Here is a 20,016-nt window from a genome sequence, read left to right on the forward strand (position 1 = left end):
TGGAGGCCCCTTGAGGGCTGACAGCGTACCTTTTGTATAATGGGTCATCGACTTGGTCTCACGAGCAAGCTTAAGCCGCTAGGCGGAGGCGCAGCGAAAGCGAGTCTTAATAGGGCGCATGAGTTCGTGGGATCAGACCCGAAACCGAGTGATCTAGGCATGGCCAGGCTGAAGGTGCGGTAACACGCACTGGAGGGCCGAACCCACATCTGTTGAAAAAGATCGGGATGAGCTGTGCCTAGGGGTGAAAGGCCAATCAAACTCGGAGATAGCTGGTTCTCTGCGAAATCTATTTAGGTAGAGCGTCATCCGAATACCCCGGGGGGTAGAGCACTGGATGGGTAATGGGGCCCCACAGGCTTACTGATCCTAACCAAACTCCGAATACCCGGGAGTACTGGATGGCAGACACACGGCGGATGCTAACGTCCGTCGTGGAGAGGGAAACAACCCTGACCTCCGGCTAAGGCCCCCAATTCATGGCTAAGTGGGAAAGCAGGTGAGACGTCCAAAACAACCAGGAGGTTGGCTTAGAAGCAGCCATCCTTTAAAGATAGCGTAACAGCTCACTGGTCTAATCAAGATGTCTTGCGGCGAAGATGTAACGGGGCTCAAGCCATGAGCCGAAGCCGAGGATGCACATAGTGCATGGTAGCAGAGCGTAGTGTGACATAGGTCCATGCGTCCTTACTTTCCTCCGGGAAAGATTGGACGCAAGGAGCTTTCGATGAAGCGGGCGCGTGAGCGATCCCGTGGAGAGATCACTAGTGAGAATGATGACATGAGTAGCGACAAAGAGTGTGAGAGACACTCTCGCCGAAAGTCCAAGGGTTCCTGCTTAAAGCTAATCTGAGCAGGGTAAGCCGGCCCCTAAGCCGAGGCCGAAAGGCGTAGGCGATGGGAACCACGTTAATATTCGTGGGCCAGGAGGATGTGACGGATTGTGACGGTAGTTCATCCTTATCGGATTGAATGGGCTGCTGATCAGTCCCTGGAAATAGCCCTCCATCAGACCGTACCCTAAACCGACACAGGTGGACTGGTAGAGAATACCAAGGCGCTTGAGAGAACGATGTTGAAGGAACTCGGCAAAATACCTCCGTAAGTTCGCGAGAAGGAGGCCCGGGTCCTACGCAAGTGGAATCCGGGGGCACAAACCAGGGGGTGGCGACTGTTTATTAAAAACACAGGGCTCTGCGAAGCCGCAAGGCGACGTATAGGGTCTGACGCCTGCCCGGTGCCTGAAGGTTAAAAGGAGGGGTGAGAGCTCCGAATTGAAGCCCAGGTAAACGGCGGCCGTAACTATAACGGTCCTAAGGTAGCGAAATTCCTTGTCGGGTAAGTTCCGACCTGCACGAATGGCGTAACGACTTCCCCGCTGTCTCCAACATCGACTCAGCGAAATTGAATTGCCTGTCAAGATGCAGGCTTCCCGCGGTTAGACGGAAAGACCCCGTGCACCTTTACTACAGCTTCGCACTGGCATCAGGATTGTGATGTGCAGGATAGGTGGTAGGCATCGAAGCCGGAACGCAAGTTCCGGTGGAGCCTCCCTTGAGATACCACCCTTCGCACTCTTGATGTCTAACCGCGGTCCGTTATCCGGATCCGGGACCCTGCGTGGCGGGTAGTTTGACTGGGGCGGTCGCCTCCTAAAGAGTAACGGAGGCGCGCGAAGGTTGGCTCAGAGCGGTCGGAAATCGCTCGTTGAGTGCAATGGCAGAAGCCAGCCTGACTGCGAGACTGACAAGTCGAGCAGAGACGAAAGTCGGCCATAGTGATCCGGTGGTCCCGCGTGGAAGGGCCATCGCTCAACGGATAAAAGGTACGCCGGGGATAACAGGCTGATACTGCCCAAGAGTCCATATCGACGGCAGTGTTTGGCACCTCGATGTCGGCTCATCTCATCCTGGGGCTGGAGCAGGTCCCAAGGGTACGGCTGTTCGCCGTTTAAAGAGGTACGTGAGCTGGGTTTAGAACGTCGTGAGACAGTTCGGTCCCTATCTGCCGTGGGTGTAGGATACTTGAGAGGAGTTGCCCCTAGTACGAGAGGACCGGGGTGAACGATCCACTGGTGGACCAGTTGTTATGCCAATAGCAGTGCTGGGTAGCTATGATCGGACAGGATAACCGCTGAAGGCATCTAAGCGGGAAGCCCCCCTCAAAACAAGGTATCCCTGAGGGCCGTGGAAGACCACCACGCCGATAGGCCGGAGGTGTAAGCGCAGCAATGCGTTCAGCTGACCGGTACTAATCGCCCGACAGGCTTGATTTGATCCAGTAACAGACAGTGTTACTCAGAACCAAACAAGCAAACACATCCCAAAACAAAACTTGGACAAACGTTGATTGTACTGCCTTCCGCTCGTGGAAACGTCTCGTGACGCAACCCAGGTGCGGCAACGCGCATTTGCTTTGCAAATACGCTGCCTGCCGCCAAATCCACCTGCCGGAGGCAAGTGGATTTTTCTCGGTTTGGTGGCAAAAGCGCAAGTGAAACACCCGGTCCCTTCCCGAACCCGGAAGTTAAGCACTGCAGCGCCGATGGTACTTGGGCTCAAGCCCTGGGAGAGTAGGTCACCGCCAAACCTAGTAAAATCCAAATATCTCTCAAAAACGATGCGAAAATGCAAAAAGAACCGCCGCTGCACCACCTGCAGCGGCGGTTCTGCGTTTCTCCAGAGACGGCCGGACAGGCAGAAAATTCGGGATCGCGCAAGGCCTCGGGCCTGGTGCTCAACGCTCTTTTGTTGGTAATTAGACGATCCAAGTGGCGCTGATCGAAGTGGCCCGGACAACCGGACAGCTGGAAAATGTGTCCCCCGAACTTTTGAAGCGATACTGGATACAAGCGCCGAAGATCGCTATGCAGCTGTCCTGTGGCCTCAGCGGATCACATCTAAGCAGTGCCAATTTTGCATCTCTTATTCGGCGGGCGCAGTCAGCCCTTTGGCTGGCGTGTTGGTCATTCGTTACGTAAGATAAGACTGTTTTCAGAGACGGAAACCGCGTCCGGCCCTGTTTAACGATGGGGGGTCCCGGAACGCCGCGGGTTTGCCGGGCGGACTTTTATTGATACGGCAAAAAACTTTGGTGAGGCCTTGATGGCGACGATTACATTTTTCGAACCGTTTGCAATCGGCACCGAAATTGAAGCGCAATTCACGGTCGGCAGCACAAGTATCCTGTTTACCGGGCCGGATGGGTTCAGAGCGGAATACAAGGCACTGACTGGCACGGAATTCCAGTTGGTCCCAGGCCTGGGAGACGCCTTCTCGGTCACTGGAACGATTGAATCCTACCTGCAGTACCAGCCGTTCAGCTGGACAGATCCGGTGTTCACGGTGACGGGCTTGTCGCTTGACGCAAACACTGTGATTGCGGACCCTGACATCACCGCGCAAGATTTTTTGGAGCTCTTCTACGGCGGCGCGGACGTCTACAATGGATCGGATCTGGATGACACGATCGGCGGCTTTGCCGGAGCCGACCTGATCCGCGGGAACAGCGGCGATGACCGGCTGTTTGGCCAAAGCGGGCGGGACAACCTGTATGGCGGTAGGGGAAGCGACAGCCTGGGCGGCGGCCGCGGGGCGGATGTCCTGGGCGGCGGCACCGGCAGCGATCATCTGCAGGGCGGCAGCGGAGCAGACACGTTGAACGGAGGGGAAGGCGGAGATTTTCTGTCCGGCAACGCGGGCAGTGATTCACTGACGGGCAGCTTCGGAGGCGACAGCCTGTCCGGCGGAGCCGGCAGCGACCGGCTTTCCGGAGACGCTGGAGCCGACAGGCTGAATGGCGGCAGAGGGGCGGATGTCCTGAGTGGCGGGACCGGCGGTGACACCCTGGAAGGGGAGGATGGGGCCGATACCCTGTTCGGGGGGGCTGGATCCGATATCCTCTTGGGCCGAACGGATGCCGATATGCTTGGCGGCGGAGCGGGGGATGACAGTCTCAGTGGCGGGCAGGCTGCCGACACGCTCAAAGGGAATGGCGGCGATGATGAGCTCCAGGGCGGTTTGGGCGATGACAGTCTGACCGGCGGGCAAGGCAGCGATTTGCTGCGAGGTGGCCGTAACAGCGACTACCTGGGCGGCGGCGCAGGCACGGATACGCTTGACGGCGGCAGCCAGGCGGATGCCCTGTGGGGCGGGGCTGGCAATGACACTCTGTCTGGCGGCGGCGGCAGCGATACGCTGCAAGGCGGCTCTGGCCTCGATATGCTGGACGGCGGGGATGGCAGCGACAGCCTCGATGGCGGCAGTTCGGATGATACGCTGGTTGGCGGCGCCGGCTGGGATACACTGCGCGGTGCCGGCGGCAGCGACGATCTGGCCGGCGGCAGCCAGGCGGATGCCCTGTGGGGCGGGGCTGGCAATGACACTTTGTCCGGCGGTGGCGGCAGCGACACGCTGGATGGCGGCTCTGGCCTCGATATGCTTGACGGCGGGGATGGCAACGACAGCCTCGATGGCGGCAGTTCGGATGATACGCTGGTGGGCGGAGCCGGCCAGGATACATTGCGCGGTGCCGGCGGCAGCGATGATCTGGACGGCGGCAGCCAGGCTGATGCCCTTTGGGGCGGGGCTGGCAATGACACTCTGACCGGCGGTGGCGGCAGCGACACGCTGGATGGCGGCGACAGCGATGACATTCTATCAGGCAATGACGGCAGCGATGTCCTGGAAGGCGGTTCCGGGGCGGACACTCTGAACGGCGGAGATGGCGACGACACGCTGAACGGAGAGCATGGCGATGATTACCTTGCGGGTGGCTCCGGTAGTGACACCTTGAACGGCGGAACAGGCAACGATGCGCTTCGCGGGAACGAAGACGGCGACCAGCTGGATGGCAACGGCGGTGCGGATGAGCTGATTGGCGGCGCCGGGAGCGACACGCTTTCTGGCGGCAACGGAGCTGACACGTTGCTTGGAGGACGCGGAGCAGACGATCTGAGCGGCGGTGACGGCCAGGACAGCCTCACCGGCGGTACCGGGCAGGACACACTCGCGGGCGGCGCGAACGGCGATGATCTGGACGGCGGCGGCGGCGCGGATGTGCTCAACGGCGAAGCGGGCAGCGACTCGCTGACGGGCGGCGGCGGTGCCGATACTTTGACAGGCGGCCTTGGGTCCGACACCCTGTCCGGCGGAGCAGAGGCTGATGTCTTTATCTTCAGCAGTTTCGACGAAAGCCGTGCGGGAGATGGGCAGCGCGATGTCATTTCGGATTTCGATGATACGCAGGATCAGATCGACCTCACCTCGATCACGTCAGGTGACGCCTATATCGTCTTGTCTCTGGATGATGGCGACTTTGACCTGACACCGTCCAATGGAAACGAAGCCTATGACATCAACATTTTCATCGATGAGCATGAGGATGGCCTACTTCTGGTTGCTGCAGACTTCAATGAAGACATGATTGACTTCGAGATCCTGCTTCAGGGAGCGACGGAACTGACATCAGATCAGTTCGTCGGAATTTCCATCGACCCTATGTAGGTTTAAAGACAGGCGATTTCGGCTTGGTTCTCGGGCGGGAGGCGGGCATACCTGCCCGCAGCAGGCAAGGGAAAGGGACACAGATGAACAGCAAGAAATGCACCGCGGTCATTTCCTGGTCATTTCAAGCCGCACTCCTGCTGTCGCCGGTTATGGCGGCAGCGGCGGCGGCCCCCGGCGCGGCAGTGGTGAAAGGCGGTTTCCAGGGCTATGTGCAGAAGGCACAGGTGCGCGGTGAACCCTCTGCCACGGCTGGCGGCACCGGCGGCGGCGGTGCAGCGGACAGCGGGACGGCCGGCAGCACTGGACCGGCTGGGCCTGCCTCGGTATCGGCATCCGTAACCAGCAGCGTGGTGTCGCAGCTCAGCATTTCGGCAGCGGCTTGTCAGGCCGTGGGAGCAGCCTACCGGACCGACTGCCTGGCCAAGGAGTTGCAGGCGCTGGCCAAGAAACTGCCTGCCCGTGGAGAATATGCGGCCGCCCGCGAGGCGCTGGCAAAGGCGTCGGCTGATCTGAACAGCCTGTCCAGTCAGAACCGGGACAACAGCCAGCCCCGGCTGCGCATCACTGTTCAGGCTGACAGCGAGACCACGCGCCGCCCGGTGGCAGCCGTGAAGCAGGAAACCGCGGCTGAAACCAATGCCAAGGCACTGGCCATTCTTGAGGAAACCACAACCGTACTGCTGCGCTCGTCCGCAGGAAACAGCGATGTGGCGCTGCACTACCAGCGGATTGCGCAGGCTCTGAATTCCAGCAAGGTTCTGCTGCGTTCTTCTTGATGCGGCAGCGAGATCCGCGGTCAGTCGGCTCGATCCGGATGCCCGGCGGCAAAGGCAGGGTGCGCGGCGCAGGCGGCCTCCACTGCGCAGATCCGCGGCAGGTCCGAGAAATCCGCCTCCCAGCGCCGGGCATTGTAAAGCTGCGGCATCAGGCAGATATCTGCCAGACCGGGTGTTGCGCCGGTGCAATAGGGGGCTTGGCCGAAACCGGCAAGCAGTGCCTCGAAGGCTTGCAGGCCGGGGCGGATGAAATGCTGCATCCAGGCCCTGGGCATGTCTTCAGCGCCGCCGCTGAGGGCGGTGGCGTGTTTGGCCACCTGCAGATTGCAGACCGGATGCACATCCACCGCCACCGAATGCGCCAGCGCCCGCGCGCGGGCGCGCCGGCCCGGGTCCTGGGGCAACAAGCCGAGTTTCCGAGTCTCGTCCAGGTAATCCAGAATGGCCAGCGATTGGGTCAGCCGCAGCCCGTCGATCTCCAGTACCGGCACAAAGCCTTGCGGATTGCGGGCCAGGTGTTCGGGGCTTTTGTGTTCGCCCTTGACCAGGTCAACCCGCACTGCGGTGTATCCGATCCCGGCCAGATTCAGCGCGATGCGCAGCCGGTAGCTGGCCGATGACCGCCAATAGTCATAAAGAACTGCGTCGCCCATCGGCGTCCTCCCCGTGTTGAAAAGGCAGCCCGCGGGGCTGCCCTCGAGCGTGCCAGCCGGCTCAGGCCTTGTTCAGCTCCTTGGCGTGCAGCCAGTCTGCGTGTTTGGGGGCTTTCCTGGTCTTCGACCATTCCTCCAGCATCTCCCATTTCACCGCGTCCAGCTTCTGCAGCAGCGCCTCTTCCTTGGGATCGGGACAGGCCAGCTCCACCCGGTGGCCGTTCGGGTCGAAAAAATAGATCGAGTGGAAGATCGAGTGGTCGGTGACGCCCAGCACCTCGACGCCATTGGCCTCCAGATGCTCCTTGAACTGGATCAGGGTCTCACGGTCCTTCACCTTGAAGGCGATATGCTGCACCCAGACCGGCGTGCTGCGGTCGCGGTCCATCTCCGGTTTGGTCGGCAGCTCGAAGAAGGCCAGCACGTTGCCGTTGCCTGCATCCATGAACACATGCATGTAGGGATCCGGCTCGTGGGTGGAAGGAACATGGTCCTCGGCAATCGCCAGGACAAAGTCCATCTTCAGCATTTTGTTGTACCACTCCACCGTCTCTTTGGCGTCTTTGCAGCGGTAGGCAACGTGGTGGATCTGTTCGATTTTCAAGCGGTGTCCTCCTCAGGCTTCAGCGCGGCCGCGGCCAGCGCCTGTTTCAGGATCGCGCGTTTCCCAATGTGGTTGGCGAGCACCAGCACAAGCCGTGCATTCAGCGCATCGCTTTCGGCTTTGCCGAGGCCCTCATGCGCCGCCAGGAGATCTGCATAGAAATCGTCGGCGCGCTCTGTGTTTGCGGACAGGATCAGCTGATCGGTCTCAGTCATGGCGGTCACTCCTTGCCGACGGCCCGGCGGATCGCGTGCCGGAACTGGTTTTCATCAAAGCTGGGGCGGCGGGCGGCCACATGCTGGTCCGGGCGGATCAGGTAGACGCCGCTTTCAAGCTTGCCCAGGTAGCGCTCCTGCAGTGCCAGAGTCTTGTCATCCTTGATCGACAGCGCAAGGCGGGTGACCTCGATGCCTTCCTCCTCGATAACATCGGGGGCGTCGGCGTCGATAGTCAGCAGCACGAACCTGCCGCCCAGCTTGTCCAGCAGGAACCCGTCGCCCAGCGGTGCGTCGGGGCAGGGGGAGCCGGGGCGGGTCCGGTCCGGCCCGTCCAGCGCATCCGCCGAGTTCAGCGGCGAGCCGTCATAGGTGCAGGGCACCGACAGGCGGCCGGAGTTCACCAGCGGGCGGGCGAATTCATACTGTTCCGACAGGTCGAGCACCGCGTCGCGCAGCACCCGGCTGATCTCCGATTTCGGGGTGATGAAATCGGTGGAGCGGGACGAGTTCAGAATGTTCTCATCGGCGCCGTGGACTCGCTCCACGTCATAGCTGTCGAGCAGGCTTTCCGGCGCCTTGCCGTCCATCACCAGCTTCAGCTTCCAGCACAGGTTGTCGGTGTCCTGCAGGCCGGAGTTGGCGCCGCGGGCCCCAAAGGGGGAAACCTGATGCGCGGCGTCGCCTGCAAAGAGCACCCGTCCATGGCGGAATTGCTCCATCCGGCGGCACTGGAAGGTGTAGATCGAAACCCATTCCAGCTCGAATTTCACGTCCTCTCCCAGCATCGCCTTGAGGCGCGGGATCACGTTCTCCGGGCGTTTCTCGCGTTCCTTGTCGATATCCCAGCCCAGCTGCAGGTCGATGCGCCAGACACCATCGGGCTGCTTGTGCAGCAGCGCCGACTGGCCCTTGTTGAAGGGCGGGTCGAACCAGAACCAGCGCTCGGTCGGGAAATCCGCCTCCATGATCACATCGGCAATCAGGAAGTTGTCCTCGAACACCCGCCCGACAAAATCCAGCCCCAGCATCCGCCGGGTTGGAGAACCTGCGCCGTCACAGGCGATCAGCCAGTCCGCTTCCAGGTTGTAGGCGCCTTCGGGGGTGTCGATCTCCAGCACCACATGGCCGGGATGGGTGCCGATGGCCGAAACCTTGTTGCGGCCGCGGATTTCGATCGGCGCGCCCTGTTCCTGCAGTTCGCGGACCCTGTTCACCAGGTATTCCTCGAAGTAATACTGCTGCAGATTGATGAAGGCGGGGCGTTTATGGCCTTCTTCCGGCAGAAGGTTGAAGTCATAGACCTGGCGGTCGTCAAAGAACACCTTGCCGACGTTCCATTGCACGCCCTTGTCGACCATCGGCTGGCCGCAGCTCAGCCGGTCGAGGATTTCCAGCGGCCGCTTGGCAAAGCAGATCGCGCGGGAGCCGAAGCTCACCTTGTCGTTGTCGTCCAGCACAACGACTTCGGTGCCCTGCTGCGCCAGGTCGATGGCGGCGGCCAGGCCGACGGGCCCCGCGCCGATTATCACCACCTTGCGGCGCACCGGTGTTGCGGCGTCCTGATCCGCATGGCGCTCGTAAGGGTACAAAGGGACTTCAAAGATCTTGTTCATCAGGTCTCCTCCCAAATTCCGGGTGCCGTCAGGCACAGCTTAACCGTTTCCCGGCAGGGGTGCGCCGGGAGGATGGTCTAGCGTCTCACAGGTTCTGCCGGGGCGATACGATCTGGATCAAACCGCCCCGGAGCGATGCTGGCCGGGTCTCACCCCTGCAGGGCGTCCCACATCTCCAGATCGCGCTGCGCGGTCCAGATGCGCGGGGTATCGATGCCGCGGGCCTCGTCATAGGCGCGGGCGACGTTGAAGGGCAGGCAGTGCTCGTAGATCGCGTAGTCCGCGAACTTCGGATCGCATTCGGCGCGCACCGCGTCCCAGGCCTCCTTGAGGGTGCCGTTGCGGGCGGCCACCTTGGCCGCCGGGCGGTAGGTGCTTTCGACGAAGTCGCGGGTGTTCTCGATGGCGGCATTGACCATCTTCTTGCCCACCAGCGCATCGCCGCGGCCCGGCGCAATGGCGTCGACGTCAAACGCCTTGATGTTGTCGAGGGTGCTGCCCCAGTCGCCGAAATGGCCGTCGCCGCAATAGCAAGCCGAGTGGTATTCCACGATGTCGCCGGTGAACATCACGTTCTGGTCCGGCACATGGATCACGATGTCGCCCGCAGTATGGGCGCGGCCCAGGTGCATCAGGTCGACGCGGCGGTTGCCGAGGTAGACGGTCATGTCGTCGGAGAAAGTGGTGGTCGGGTAGGTCAGGCCGGGAATGCTCTCATGGCCTTCGAACAGCCGCGGGAAGCGCTGGAACTCGCTGTCCCAGTCCTCCTGTCCGCGTTCCACCACCATGGCGCGTGCGGTGTCGCCCATGATGATCTGTTGCGCCCCGAAGGCAGAGGCGCCCAGCACGCGCACCGCATGATAGTGGGTCAATGCCACGTGGGTGATCGGCTTGTCGGTGACGGAGCGCACGCACTCGATCACTTTGTTCGCGAGCCGCGGGGTGGCCTGCGCCTCAACGATCATCACTGAATCATCGCCGATGATCACACCCGAGTTGGGATCGCCCTCGGCGGTGAAGGCATAAAGGCCCTCGCCCACTTCGGTGAAGGAGATTTTCTTTTCGCTCATGTCCCCTTGGGACGCGAATGCCTTGGCCATGTGTCTATCCTTTCGACGGTGCGCCAGAGGCGGGGTGCGGGAGCCTCCGGCGGGGGTATTTGATGCAAGAGGAAAAGCGGATCTTACCGCTTGAAGGGGTCGTCAAGCGCGGGCAGGACGGTGCCGGTGCAATCACCGAAGCCGATGGTGTAGCCGTCCCCATTGGCCGCGCCTTTTAGGGTTAGCGTGTCGCCGTCAGCGATGAAGGAGCGTTCCTCGCCACTGTCCAGCGTCAGGGGTTCCTTGCCGCCCCAGCTGAGTTCCAGCAGAGAGCCGCGGCTTTCCTTGGCGGGACCGGAGATCGTGCCTGAACCCAGCAGATCGCCTGCGTTCATCGGGCAGCCCGAGGTGGTGTGATGCGCCAGCTGCTGGGCGGCGGAATAGTACATTTCCTTGTAGTTGGTCCGTGCGATGGTGGTCGCCGCTTTGCCTTCTGGCGCCATGGTGACTTCCAGATCGATGTCATAGAGCATCGGGCCGCAGTCCTTCAGGTGGTCCAGCAGCGCCACCTCGCGCTCCGGCGTGTCACAGCGGAACGGCTCCAGCGCCGGCTTGGTGACGATCCAGGGGCTGATCGAGGTGGCGGTCGCCTTGGCCTGGAAGGGGCCGAGCGGCTGGTATTCCCAGGCCTGGATATCGCGCGCCGACCAGTCGTTCAGCAGCACGTAGCCAAAGATATGGTCGTCGGCTTCCTGCACGCTGATCGGGTCGTCCGACGGCGTGCCGACAATCGCGCCCATTTCCAGCTCAATGTCGAAGCGGGCGCAAGGCGCCCAGCGGGGGGCGGCATCATTCGGGCCCTTCAGCTGGCCCCAGGGGCGGCGCACATCGGTGCCCGAAACCACGACCGAAGAGGCGCGCCCGTTATAGCCGATCGGGATATGCAGCCAGTTCGGAGGCAGCGCGTTTTCCGGACCGCGGAACATGGTGCCGACGTTGAAGGCGTGGTTCTTGCCCGCGTAGAAGTCGGTGTATTCGCTGACCGCAAAGGGCATGTGCAGCTCGGCATCAGCGGCCGGAACCAGCAGCGGTTCCACCTTCTCTCGCTCAACTGCCCCATCGGACAGCAGTGCGGTCAGACGGTCGCGCAGGGCCGCCCAGACGGCGGGGCCTTCCTCCATCAGGTCGTTCCAGTACGGCACGTCGAACAGCGGCGCATCGCCCAGCTGAACCAGCCCGGCCTCCTCGGCGGCCTGCATGTCCAGGATCATGTCGCCGATGGCAACGCCGCAGCGCGGCTCGCCGCCCTCAATAGAAAAAACGCCATAAGGCAGATTGTTCAGCGGGAACGGGTGGGTCGCATCGTTGGCCGAGGCCACCCAGGATTTCAGCAGAGGCATCGTGTCTCCAGTTTCCGGATCCGAGGGATCCTTTTCATCTTTGCCGGAAATACTCCGGGGGTGAATGGGCCGGACCGGCCCAGAGGGGGCAGCGCCCCCTCACCATTTCATTTCAGGCCGGGGGTGCCGTCGAATTTTTTCTCAATGTCGTTCCAGCAGTCGATGTAGTCATCCTGCAGCGGCGCTTCCTTGGCTGCAAATGCGGTCAGATGCTGCGGAAAGCGGGTCTCGAACATGAAGGACATGGTGTTGTCCAGCTTTTCGGGGCCGAGGTTGGAGTTCGATGCCCCCTCAAACGCATTTTTGTCCGGCCCGTGCGGCAGCATCATGTTGTGGAGCGACATGCCGCCGGGCACAAACCCCTGCGGTTTGGCATCATACTGGCCAAAGATATTGCCCATCAGCTCCGACATGATGTTCTTATGATACCACGGCGGGCGGAAGGTGTTTTCGGCCACCATCCAGCGCTCGCGGAACAGCACAAAGTCGATGTTGGCAGTGCCCGGCATGCCCGAGGGCGCCGTCAGCACGGTAAAGATCGACGGGTCCGGGTGGTCGAACAGGATCGCGCCAACCGGGCAATAGGTGCGCAGGTCGTATTTGAAGGGCGCATAGTTGCCATGCCAGGCCACCACGTCCAGTGGTGAATGGCCGATCTTGGTCTCGTGGAACTGGCCGCACCATTTGATGGTCACGGTCGAGGGCGTCTCGCGGTCCTCGAACGCTGCCACCGGCGCCTTGAAGTCGCGCGGGTTGGCCATGCAGTTGGCGCCGATCGGCCCGCGGCCAGGCAGTTCGAACTTCTGGCCGTAATTCTCGCAGACAAAGCCGCGGCAGGGGCCGTCCAGCACCTCGACCCGGTAGACCAGCCCGCGCGGGATGATGGCGATCTCCTGCGGCGCCAGGTCGAGGATGCCCAGTTCGGTTGCAAACCGCAGCCGCCCCTCCTGCGGCACCACCAGCAGCTCGGAGTCGGCGGAGAAGAAGTAGCTGTCCACCATTGACTCGGTGACCAGGTAGATATGGCTCGCCATGCCGACCTGGGTGTTCACGTCGCCCGCGGTGGTCATGGTGCGCATGCCGGTGAGCCAGGTCAGCCCTTCGTCTGAATGCGGCACCGGGTCCCAGCGGTACTGGCCGAGGCTGGTCACCTCATCCACCACATGCGGGGCGGATTTCCAATAGGGCAGGTCGATCTTCTCGTAGCGGTGCGAGTGCTTGACCGAGGGGCGGATCCGGTAGCACCAGGTCCGCTCCGGCGGATCGGCGGTAAAGGCGGTGCCGCTCAGCTGCTCGCCGTACAGGCCGTAATTGCACTTCTGCGGCGAGTTCATGCCCTGCGGCAGGGCGCCGGGCAGCGCTTCGGTTTCAAAGTCATTGGCAAAGCCGGGCATATAGCCCTCGTTCGGCCCTGCAATCGAGGGGGCCTGGATCATTTCATGGGGATCAGCAGGTCGATTCATGGCGCGTTTCTCCTGTTGCTGCTTGCGGAATATTAGTTGGTTTTGTAACTAACAAGGGTGAGGGGGCGCATATGACAGAAAAAGATGACTTCGCATTGCAGGATTTCCTGCCGTATCTGCTGAATCGCGCAGCGGAGGAAAGTTCGCTGGGGTTCCAGAAGCACTACAAGAACCGGTACGGAATGCTGCGCACGGAGTGGCGGGTGCTGTTCCATCTGGGCAATTATGGCCAGATGACGGCCAAGGAGATCGGCGGGCGTGCCAAGATCCACAAGACCAAGATCAGCCGCGCAGTGGCGAAGCTGGCTCAGAAACGGTTTGTGACCCGCACCCGTGATGAAAACGACCGCCGTGCAGAACATCTGGCGCTGACCGCGGCAGGAGAAGCAGCCTACAAAGACCTGCGCAAGCATGCATTGGATTTCGACACGGGAATGTGTGCCAGATTCACCGCGGGCGAGGTTGCGATTTTGCGGCATATGCTGCGCAAATTAGCAGGGATCGAACCGTAGACATCTCAGGCAGTAATACCCAGATAAGGCAGCGGGATTGAAGGTGGATACATGATACAGATTGATGTCAATTCTGGCCCGCTGATTGCCTGGCTGATGGAGCAGGGCCTGCAGGGAGCGCACCAGCAGGACTTGCTGCAGGGTTATTGCCAGCGGCTGGCAGATGCGGGGGTGCCCCTGTGGCGCTTCCATCTGGCACAGCGTGCGTTTCATCCGAAGTTCGGCGGTATCGGCTTCAACTGGACCCGGGCGGACGGCCTGTCGCATCAGCATTACGAATACCGGGAGTCCCCGCGTGAGGAATGGCTGCGCAGCCCCTTCTTCCACATTCTGGACCAGGAGTTGGAGGAGTTCCGCGAGAACATCGAAGAGGATGCTCCAGAGCAGTTTCCGCTGCTTGCGGAACTGAGGGAGCGGGGGGCTACGGAGTATTTCGCCAAGGGCGTGCGTTTTGCACCGCCGGATGCCGAACCGAACGATCCCCGCCACCCGCAGGAAGGCATGCTGGTCTCCTGGTCCACTGACCGCCCTGGCGGCTTTTCAAACCGGGAGCTGGATCTGATCCGCACCACCCTGCCGCATCTGGGCCTGGCGCTGAAATCCTCCTCCAACCGGCAGATGGCCAGCGACCTGTTGCAGGTCTATCTGGGCCGGGATGCCGGCCGCCGGGTGCTGTCGGGCGAGATCCAGCGCGGCTCGTCGCAAAAGATCGACGCGGTGATCTGCCTGTTCGACCTCAAGGGGTTCACCCGGCTGTCGGAGCGGCTGCCGGGCACCGAGCTGATCGAGATGCTGAACGGCTATTTCGGTCTGGCGGTGGAAACCATCCAGGCGCATGGCGGCAACATCCTCAAGTTCATGGGGGACGGCATGCTGACCATGTTCAACCTCGGCAGCATCGAGGAAGACGCCCACGCAGCGCTGGCCGCGGCGAATGAGCTGTGCGGCAAGGTCCGGGCGTTTAACACTGAACGCGAGGAGCAGGGGTTGCCGACGGCGGGCTTCACCCTCGCGCTGCATGCAGGTGACATCCTTTACGGAAACATAGGGGCCGAGAACCGGCTCGACTTCACCGTGATCGGCCAGGCTGTGAACCAGACCGCCCGGATAGCCGGCATGCACCGTTCCGTCGGCCAGAACATCATCATGTCCGAAGACGTGCAGAAGGCGGCCAAGGGCACCAACCACGACCTGGTGTCGCTGGGCCGCTACATGCTGCGCGGCGTGGCTGATCCGATGGAGCTCTACACCATCTACCGAGGCAATTGCAGCTGCGATTGCTGACCTGCCTCGGGCGGGGTCAGATGCTGACCTCGACACCGGGCAGGTTCACTTCCTTCATCATGTCGCGCAGTTCCTGCCGCGCGGCGATGTTGGAAATGTTCAGCTGCTTGACGCCGACATCCTTGAGGTCCAGCAGCGTCAGCCCGCGCGGAAACAGCTCGCGGAAGATCACCCTCTCGGAAAACCCCGGTGCCACGCGGAAGCCGATCCGCTTGGACAGCATGTTGATGGCGCGTTCCATCTTTTCCTTGTTGACCATGCGCTGAGTGCCGACCCGGTTGCGGATCACGATCCAGTCGATCGGCTTCAGGCCGGCCTGCGCGCGCAGCTGGCGGGCATTCCAGACCATTTCGGAATAGACAGAGGGGCCGGTGATCTTCTCGCCCTTTTGGTCCACATGGGCCAGAAGGTCGAAATCGACAAAGCTGTCGTTCAGCGGCGTGATCAGCGTGTCGGCCAGCGAATGCGCCACCTGGCTAAGGCGGGTGTGCGAGCCGGGGCAGTCAATCAGGATGAAGTCATGGCCCGGCTCCAGCGCAGAAACTGCAGCGGACAGCCGGTGGTCATAGATGTTTTCGCCAGGCTGCAGGCTGGCCGGATCAATGTCCGGCAGCTCGTGCATCTCGATCATCGGCAGGTCCAGGCCTGCCTTGCTGCAGAAGTCCCTGCGGTTTTCCAGGTAGCGCCCCATCGAGCGCTGCCGCAGGTCCAGGTCCAGCGCCGCGACCTTGTGGCCCAACCGGGCCAAGGTGGTTGCAACATGCATGGAAACAGTGGATTTGCCCGCGCCGCCCTTCTCGTTGCCGACGACAATGATATGCGCCATGTACAGGTCCCTTCGCTCGTGCCTTTGGCACGTCTTTATCTTTGGGCCCCTGTATATGCGCAGGATTCCGCCAAGAAAAGCAATGCGCGCAGACTGGTGAAATTAGTGTTTCACCTGTGTTTTGCCGGACCCGCCGGCTTGCGCTTGGGACGGGCGTCGCCGGGTTTTCCAGTCTTGCCACCGGCGGCGCGGGCCTGGTTCTTTTTGCTGTTCGGCTTGCCGGCGGGCGGCTTGGGGCCTTTGGCCTTGAACGGTTTTGCCGCGGGGGCGCCGGGCCTTGTCATCCGCTTGGACGGATCCGAAGCGCCTTTGGGTTTCGCCACCACAGCCGGATCGGGCTTCGGGCTGGTTTCCTGCGGACGGCTGCGGCGCGGCTCACGCTCGGACGGCGTTTTGTCAAAGGCGCGCTTTTCCTGCCAGTCCTTGCGCGGAGGGCGGGAGTCCCGGCTATCGCCGGATTTGGCGTGGTAAGGTTTCGGGCCGTCCTCTTTGCCGCGGTGGGTTCTGGGCTTGCGGTCGCCTTTGAAACCGCCCTTCGGCCCGCCGGGGCTGCGGCGCGGTGCCGGGGCCAGTTCGGGGGCCTCGGACAGCTGGGTCAGAACAGCACCCGGTTCCAGCTCGGTCTTGCCGTCCAGCGCCTTCAGGAAGCCATCAACCGCAGCCTCGCTGATTTCTGCAAAGGTCTCGTTGTCCTGCACCCGGATCGCCCCGATGGCGTCCCGGTCGATATTGCCGGCCTTGCACAGCATCGGCAGCACCTTGCGCGGGTCGGCGCCTGCTTCATGGCCGCCGGACAGCGAGAACCAGACGGAGGGGCCAAAGGCTTTGCGTTCCTTGCGCTCTTTGCGTGGCTCTTCCGCGCCGGCCGGACGCAGGTCTTCCGGCGCCGAGTGGCGGCTGCGGAACAGGCGCAGATAGGTTGCTGCAATCTGTTCGGCCGAGAATGTGTTCAGCAGGGTCTGAACGCCCGCCTGCTCGTTCTCAGCGACCGGTTCCTGCCAGACCGGATCGGCCAGCATCCGCTCTTCGTCGCGGGCCAGAATGTCGTCGGCGGAGGGCGCTTCGCAATGCTCTGCCGTCAGCTTGGCCCATTTCAGCAGCCGCAGCGCCTTGCTGCGGGCCTTGGGCGGGGCGATCAGCGCGCTGACGCCCTTGCGGCCGGCGCGGCCGGTGCGGCCGGAGCGGTGCAGCAGGGTTTCGTGGTTCGAGGGCAGCTCAGCGTGGATCACCAGTTCCAGCCCCGGCAGGTCGATGCCGCGCGCCGCCACATCGGTGGCCACGCAGACCCGGGCCCGCCCGTCGCGCATCGCCTGCAGCGCGTGGCTGCGCTCGGTCTGGCTGAGCTCGCCCGACAGTGTCACCACCGGCAGGCCGCGGTTGGACAGCCGTGCCGCCAGCCGGTTCACTGCCGCGCGGGTGTTGGCAAAGACGATGGCGCTGGGCGCCTCATAGTACCGCAGCACGTTGATGATGGCGTTTTCCGCGTCCGCTTGCGCCACGCTCATCAGCCGGTATTCGATATCGCTGTGCTGCTTGGTTTCGCCCGCGGTCTTGATCCGCAGCGCATCGCGCTGAAAGGTCTCGGCCAGGCTGCCAATCGCCGGCGGCACAGTGGCAGAGAACAGCAGCGTGCGGCGGTCTTCGGGCGCCTCGCCCAGAATGAACTCAAGATCCTCGCGGAAGCCGAGGTCCAGCATTTCGTCCGCTTCGTCCAGCACAACGCCGCGCACCTGGCTGAGGTCGATGGAGCCGCGCGCGATGTGGTCGCGCAGCCGCCCCGGGGTCGCGGCCACGATATGGGCGCCGCGGGCCAGCGCCCGGCGCTCGTCGCGCATGTCCATGCCGCCAACGCAGGAGGCAATCACCGCACCTGCCTCGCGGTAGAGCCAGCTCAGCTCGTGTTTCACCTGCAAGGCCAGCTCGCGGGTCGGGGCAATCACCAGCGCCAGCGGCGCCGCGGCGTCGTCAAATGCCTCTGCCTCTCCCAGCAGGTCCTGTGCCAGCGCCAGGCCAAAGCCGACAGTCTTGCCCGATCCGGTCTGTGCCGAGACCAGCAGGTCGCGCCCTTCCACGTCGGGCTGGGTCACAGCCTCCTGCACTTGGGTCAGGGTTTCATATCCGCGCTCTTGCAGTGCGTTGGCCAGGGCTTGTTTCACGAGGAGGGCTGTCTTTCCCGCAAGGCGCATACCGCCTCAGCGTCAGGAGAAAAGAAAGAAGGCTGCCCGTCCGGGGCAGCCTTCGGGAGTTTGGCAAAATACGGCAGGCGGCTTAGAAGCCCAGGCCTTCGTATTTCTTCTTGAACTTCGAAACACGGCCGCCGGCGTCCATCAGGCGCGAGGTGCCGCCGGTCCATGCGGGGTGCACAGTCGGGTCGATGTCCAGCGCCAGCTGATCACCTTCGCTGCCCCAGGTGGAGCGCATCTTGATGATGGTGCCGTCGGTCATTTTGACGTCGATGAAGTGGTATTCGGGATGAGTGTCTTTTTTCATGATACCGCTCCTCAGGCTTTCTTGGGCTTGTAGTTCGCATCTTCTGCGATACGGGCCGACTTGCCGCGGCGCGCGCGCAGGTAGTACAGCTTGGCGCGGCGAACGCGGCCGCGGCGCACGACGGTGATGCTGTCGATGTTGGTCGAGAACAGCGGGAACACACGCTCCACGCCTTCGCCGAACGAAATCTTGCGGACGGTGAACGAGCCGGCAATGCCCGAACCGTTCTTGCGGCTGATGCAAACGCCTTCGTACATCTGCACGCGCGAACGCGAGCCTTCGGTCACTTTATAGCCGACACGGATGGTGTCACCGGCTTTGAAATCGGGGATCTCTTTCCCCAGGGCGGCGATCTGTTCCGCTTCCAGCTGTGCGATCAGGTCCATCGCAACTCTCCTAAATCTGCCTGCGGTTCATGCCGCAGAGGTTTGTGCCGTCATGAGAGCTCCTGGTCTTCACCGGGTCCCGCCAAATGGCAGCCCGCCAGAGATCACGCCGTCTGTTCCTTGCTGCTGGCGCCAGGGTCCAAAGCGAAAACCGAAGAAGATTTTCAGATGAGTGATCCAACAGCCAGCGGCCCGGAGCCGCAAATGCGAATCCAGACCGGCGCTTAATACGCCCGGATGGGCTGTGAATCAAGGGACGGTGTGCGGAAATGACCAGCTCCCGCGGCGTTCTGTCGATTGCAGTTCTCAAGCGTGTGTGACAGGGGTGCTCGTGCAATTGACAGGAGAATTTGATGATTAGGCATTTCATTGCGATTGCTGCGGCGGCAGCTGTGCTTTCTGCGTGTTCCACAGGTGGCGGCAACAGTGCGGAAGTCCGGGCACGGAAGGCGGCGAATGCGGCTATCTGGAAAACCCGCCAGCCGCTGGCCCACGGCGGACGGCCGTATGAAATTGCGGTTTCCAGCGACAAGTCATTCGCATTCATCGCTCCGGCAGCGTCTGGATTCTCCTATACTCCACTGGATCTGGAGGCGGCAGCCAAGGCGGCAACCGGTTGTCAGGCCACCTATGGGGCCGGAATTCTCGCTCTTCTTGGCGGCTATTCGGAAACCGCCGATCTAAGGCCTATCCAGGGCAAGGTCACAGACTTCAAATACTGGCGTACGGATCTGGCGTGCTGAGCGGAGCCAAAACCGCCCTTCTGGCGTTGGCGTGCGGCGTGGTTCCGGTTCTGACCGGATGTGCGCCGCCGCCTGCCTCGGCCGTCACTGAGGTTGCCTCGCGCGGAATTGCGTTCCCGGATTATCCGCAGGGCGGCTGGACCTATTTGAGCTTTTCCGGCGCCCATGGCTTTCAGGTCAACTATCTCGCTGCAAACGGGCGCGCTTGGCTGTGGTATCCCGGAAACTCGGCCGGGGTTCCTGAAGAGTGGAAGCTGGACACCGTTGCAGGGCAAAAGGCTGTCTGCTGGCGTCACCCGTCAAACAGCTACAACCCGGTGACCAAGCAGACCGGCGGCCCATTTGCTTGCCAGTCTCTCGCGTTGTCGCAGCGGTCCATCGTGGCGAGGGTGGCAGGCGATCCCTACGGGTTGTCGTCTGGGCAGATACCGTACAAGAGGGCGAAGTGCGACGCACCTGCGGAGTTTGCTTTTGACCGCAATCGGTTCCGCTGCTGACTAG

17 protein-coding genes and 2 rRNA genes (1 of these 19 only partly in view) are annotated in these 20,016 nt (G+C 62.1%); 8 read left to right on the forward strand and 11 right to left on the reverse strand.

The genetic code is table 11. From position 1 onward, the window contains the following. The 4 genes from OKQ63_RS00580 to OKQ63_RS00595 form a co-directional block, all read left to right on the forward strand. Window positions 1-2,275: ribosomal RNA gene (locus OKQ63_RS00580) — 23S ribosomal RNA — on the forward strand; it begins 556 nt to the left of the window's first position. A gap of 199 nt (window positions 2,276-2,474) precedes the next feature. Next, window positions 2,475-2,589: ribosomal RNA gene (gene rrf / locus OKQ63_RS00585) — 5S ribosomal RNA — on the forward strand. Window positions 2,590-3,104: 515 nt separating this feature from the next. Further along, window positions 3,105-5,504: a calcium-binding protein gene (locus tag OKQ63_RS00590; RefSeq protein WP_264212059.1), complete on the forward strand. Its 2,400-nt coding sequence runs from the start codon at window positions 3,105-3,107 to the stop codon at window positions 5,502-5,504. An 83-nt stretch (window positions 5,505-5,587) separates the two neighbouring features. Continuing rightward, window positions 5,588-6,283 carry a hypothetical protein gene (locus OKQ63_RS00595; protein WP_264212060.1) on the forward strand — a complete coding sequence of 232 codons (696 nt, stop codon included), beginning with the start codon at window positions 5,588-5,590 and terminating at the stop codon, window positions 6,281-6,283. A 20-nt stretch (window positions 6,284-6,303) separates the two neighbouring features. Here the strand turns inward: OKQ63_RS00595 and maiA are convergent, their stop codons facing one another. From maiA to hmgA, 7 genes are all read right to left on the reverse strand, one after another. Continuing rightward, on the reverse strand, window positions 6,304-6,936 hold the full coding sequence (gene maiA, locus OKQ63_RS00600; protein ID WP_264212061.1) for a maleylacetoacetate isomerase: 633 nt from the start codon (window positions 6,934-6,936) through the stop codon (window positions 6,304-6,306). Between the two features lie 61 nt (window positions 6,937-6,997). Next, a complete protein-coding gene (locus OKQ63_RS00605; RefSeq protein WP_264212062.1) occupies window positions 6,998-7,540 on the reverse strand; it encodes a VOC family protein in 543 nt (180 codons plus the stop codon). Beyond that, complete coding sequence (locus tag OKQ63_RS00610; RefSeq protein WP_264212063.1) at window positions 7,537-7,755, reverse strand: DUF2783 domain-containing protein; 219 nt, start codon at window positions 7,753-7,755, stop codon at window positions 7,537-7,539. The genes OKQ63_RS00605 and OKQ63_RS00610 overlap by 4 nt, the downstream gene beginning before the upstream one ends. A 5-nt stretch (window positions 7,756-7,760) precedes the next feature. Next, window positions 7,761-9,371 (reverse strand): FAD-dependent oxidoreductase, encoded by a 1,611-nt coding sequence (locus OKQ63_RS00615; protein ID WP_264212064.1) that lies wholly within the window; start codon window positions 9,369-9,371, stop codon window positions 7,761-7,763. Window positions 9,372-9,520: 149 nt separating this feature from the next. Continuing rightward, window positions 9,521-10,471 carry an MBL fold metallo-hydrolase gene (locus OKQ63_RS00620; protein ID WP_264212065.1) on the reverse strand — a complete coding sequence of 317 codons (951 nt, stop codon included), beginning with the start codon at window positions 10,469-10,471 and terminating at the stop codon, window positions 9,521-9,523. 83 nt (window positions 10,472-10,554) lie between these two features. Continuing rightward, window positions 10,555-11,811 (reverse strand): fumarylacetoacetase, encoded by a 1,257-nt coding sequence (gene fahA, locus OKQ63_RS00625; RefSeq protein ID WP_264212066.1) that lies wholly within the window; start codon window positions 11,809-11,811, stop codon window positions 10,555-10,557. 107 nt (window positions 11,812-11,918) lie between these two features. Then, complete coding sequence (gene hmgA / locus OKQ63_RS00630; RefSeq protein ID WP_264212067.1) at window positions 11,919-13,274, reverse strand: homogentisate 1,2-dioxygenase; 1,356 nt, start codon at window positions 13,272-13,274, stop codon at window positions 11,919-11,921. Window positions 13,275-13,345: 71 nt separating this feature from the next. On the opposite strand from hmgA, the gene OKQ63_RS00635 reads away from it, so the two are divergent. Together OKQ63_RS00635 and OKQ63_RS00640 are read left to right on the forward strand one after the other, a co-directional pair. Beyond that, complete coding sequence (locus tag OKQ63_RS00635) at window positions 13,346-13,786, forward strand: MarR family winged helix-turn-helix transcriptional regulator (RefSeq protein ID WP_264212068.1); 441 nt, start codon at window positions 13,346-13,348, stop codon at window positions 13,784-13,786. 51 nt (window positions 13,787-13,837) lie between these two features. After that, on the forward strand, window positions 13,838-15,070 hold the full coding sequence (locus tag OKQ63_RS00640) for an adenylate/guanylate cyclase domain-containing protein (RefSeq protein ID WP_264212069.1): 1,233 nt from the start codon (window positions 13,838-13,840) through the stop codon (window positions 15,068-15,070). A 16-nt stretch (window positions 15,071-15,086) separates the two neighbouring features. On the opposite strand, the gene OKQ63_RS00645 is transcribed toward OKQ63_RS00640, so the two are convergent. From OKQ63_RS00645 to rplS, 4 genes are all read right to left on the reverse strand, one after another. After that, the gene (locus tag OKQ63_RS00645; RefSeq protein WP_264212070.1) at window positions 15,087-15,896 is read right to left on the reverse strand and encodes a division plane positioning ATPase MipZ; all 810 of its coding nucleotides are present in this window, start codon (window positions 15,894-15,896) and stop codon (window positions 15,087-15,089) included. Window positions 15,897-16,006: 110 nt separating this feature from the next. Next, window positions 16,007-18,052: a DEAD/DEAH box helicase gene (locus tag OKQ63_RS00650; protein WP_264212071.1), complete on the reverse strand. Its 2,046-nt coding sequence runs from the start codon at window positions 18,050-18,052 to the stop codon at window positions 16,007-16,009. Window positions 18,053-18,164: 112 nt separating this feature from the next. Beyond that, on the reverse strand, window positions 18,165-18,386 hold the full coding sequence (gene rpmE / locus OKQ63_RS00655; RefSeq protein WP_027257237.1) for a 50S ribosomal protein L31: 222 nt from the start codon (window positions 18,384-18,386) through the stop codon (window positions 18,165-18,167). Window positions 18,387-18,397: 11 nt separating this feature from the next. Next, window positions 18,398-18,772: a 50S ribosomal protein L19 gene (gene rplS / locus OKQ63_RS00660; RefSeq protein WP_264212072.1), complete on the reverse strand. Its 375-nt coding sequence runs from the start codon at window positions 18,770-18,772 to the stop codon at window positions 18,398-18,400. A gap of 353 nt (window positions 18,773-19,125) precedes the next feature. Between rplS and OKQ63_RS00665 the strand changes: the two genes are divergently transcribed. Both OKQ63_RS00665 and OKQ63_RS00670 read left to right on the forward strand, forming a co-directional pair. Continuing rightward, the gene (locus tag OKQ63_RS00665; RefSeq protein ID WP_264212073.1) at window positions 19,126-19,515 is read left to right on the forward strand and encodes a hypothetical protein; all 390 of its coding nucleotides are present in this window, start codon (window positions 19,126-19,128) and stop codon (window positions 19,513-19,515) included. Then, window positions 19,509-20,012, forward strand: coding sequence for a hypothetical protein (locus tag OKQ63_RS00670; RefSeq protein WP_264212074.1), 504 nt, complete (start codon window positions 19,509-19,511; stop codon window positions 20,010-20,012). Before OKQ63_RS00665 ends, OKQ63_RS00670 begins: the two co-directional genes overlap by 7 nt. Window positions 20,013-20,016 lie beyond the last annotated feature (4 nt).

The organism is Leisingera thetidis (assembly GCF_025857195.1).
Lineage (GTDB): Bacteria > Pseudomonadota > Alphaproteobacteria > Rhodobacterales > Rhodobacteraceae > Leisingera > Leisingera thetidis.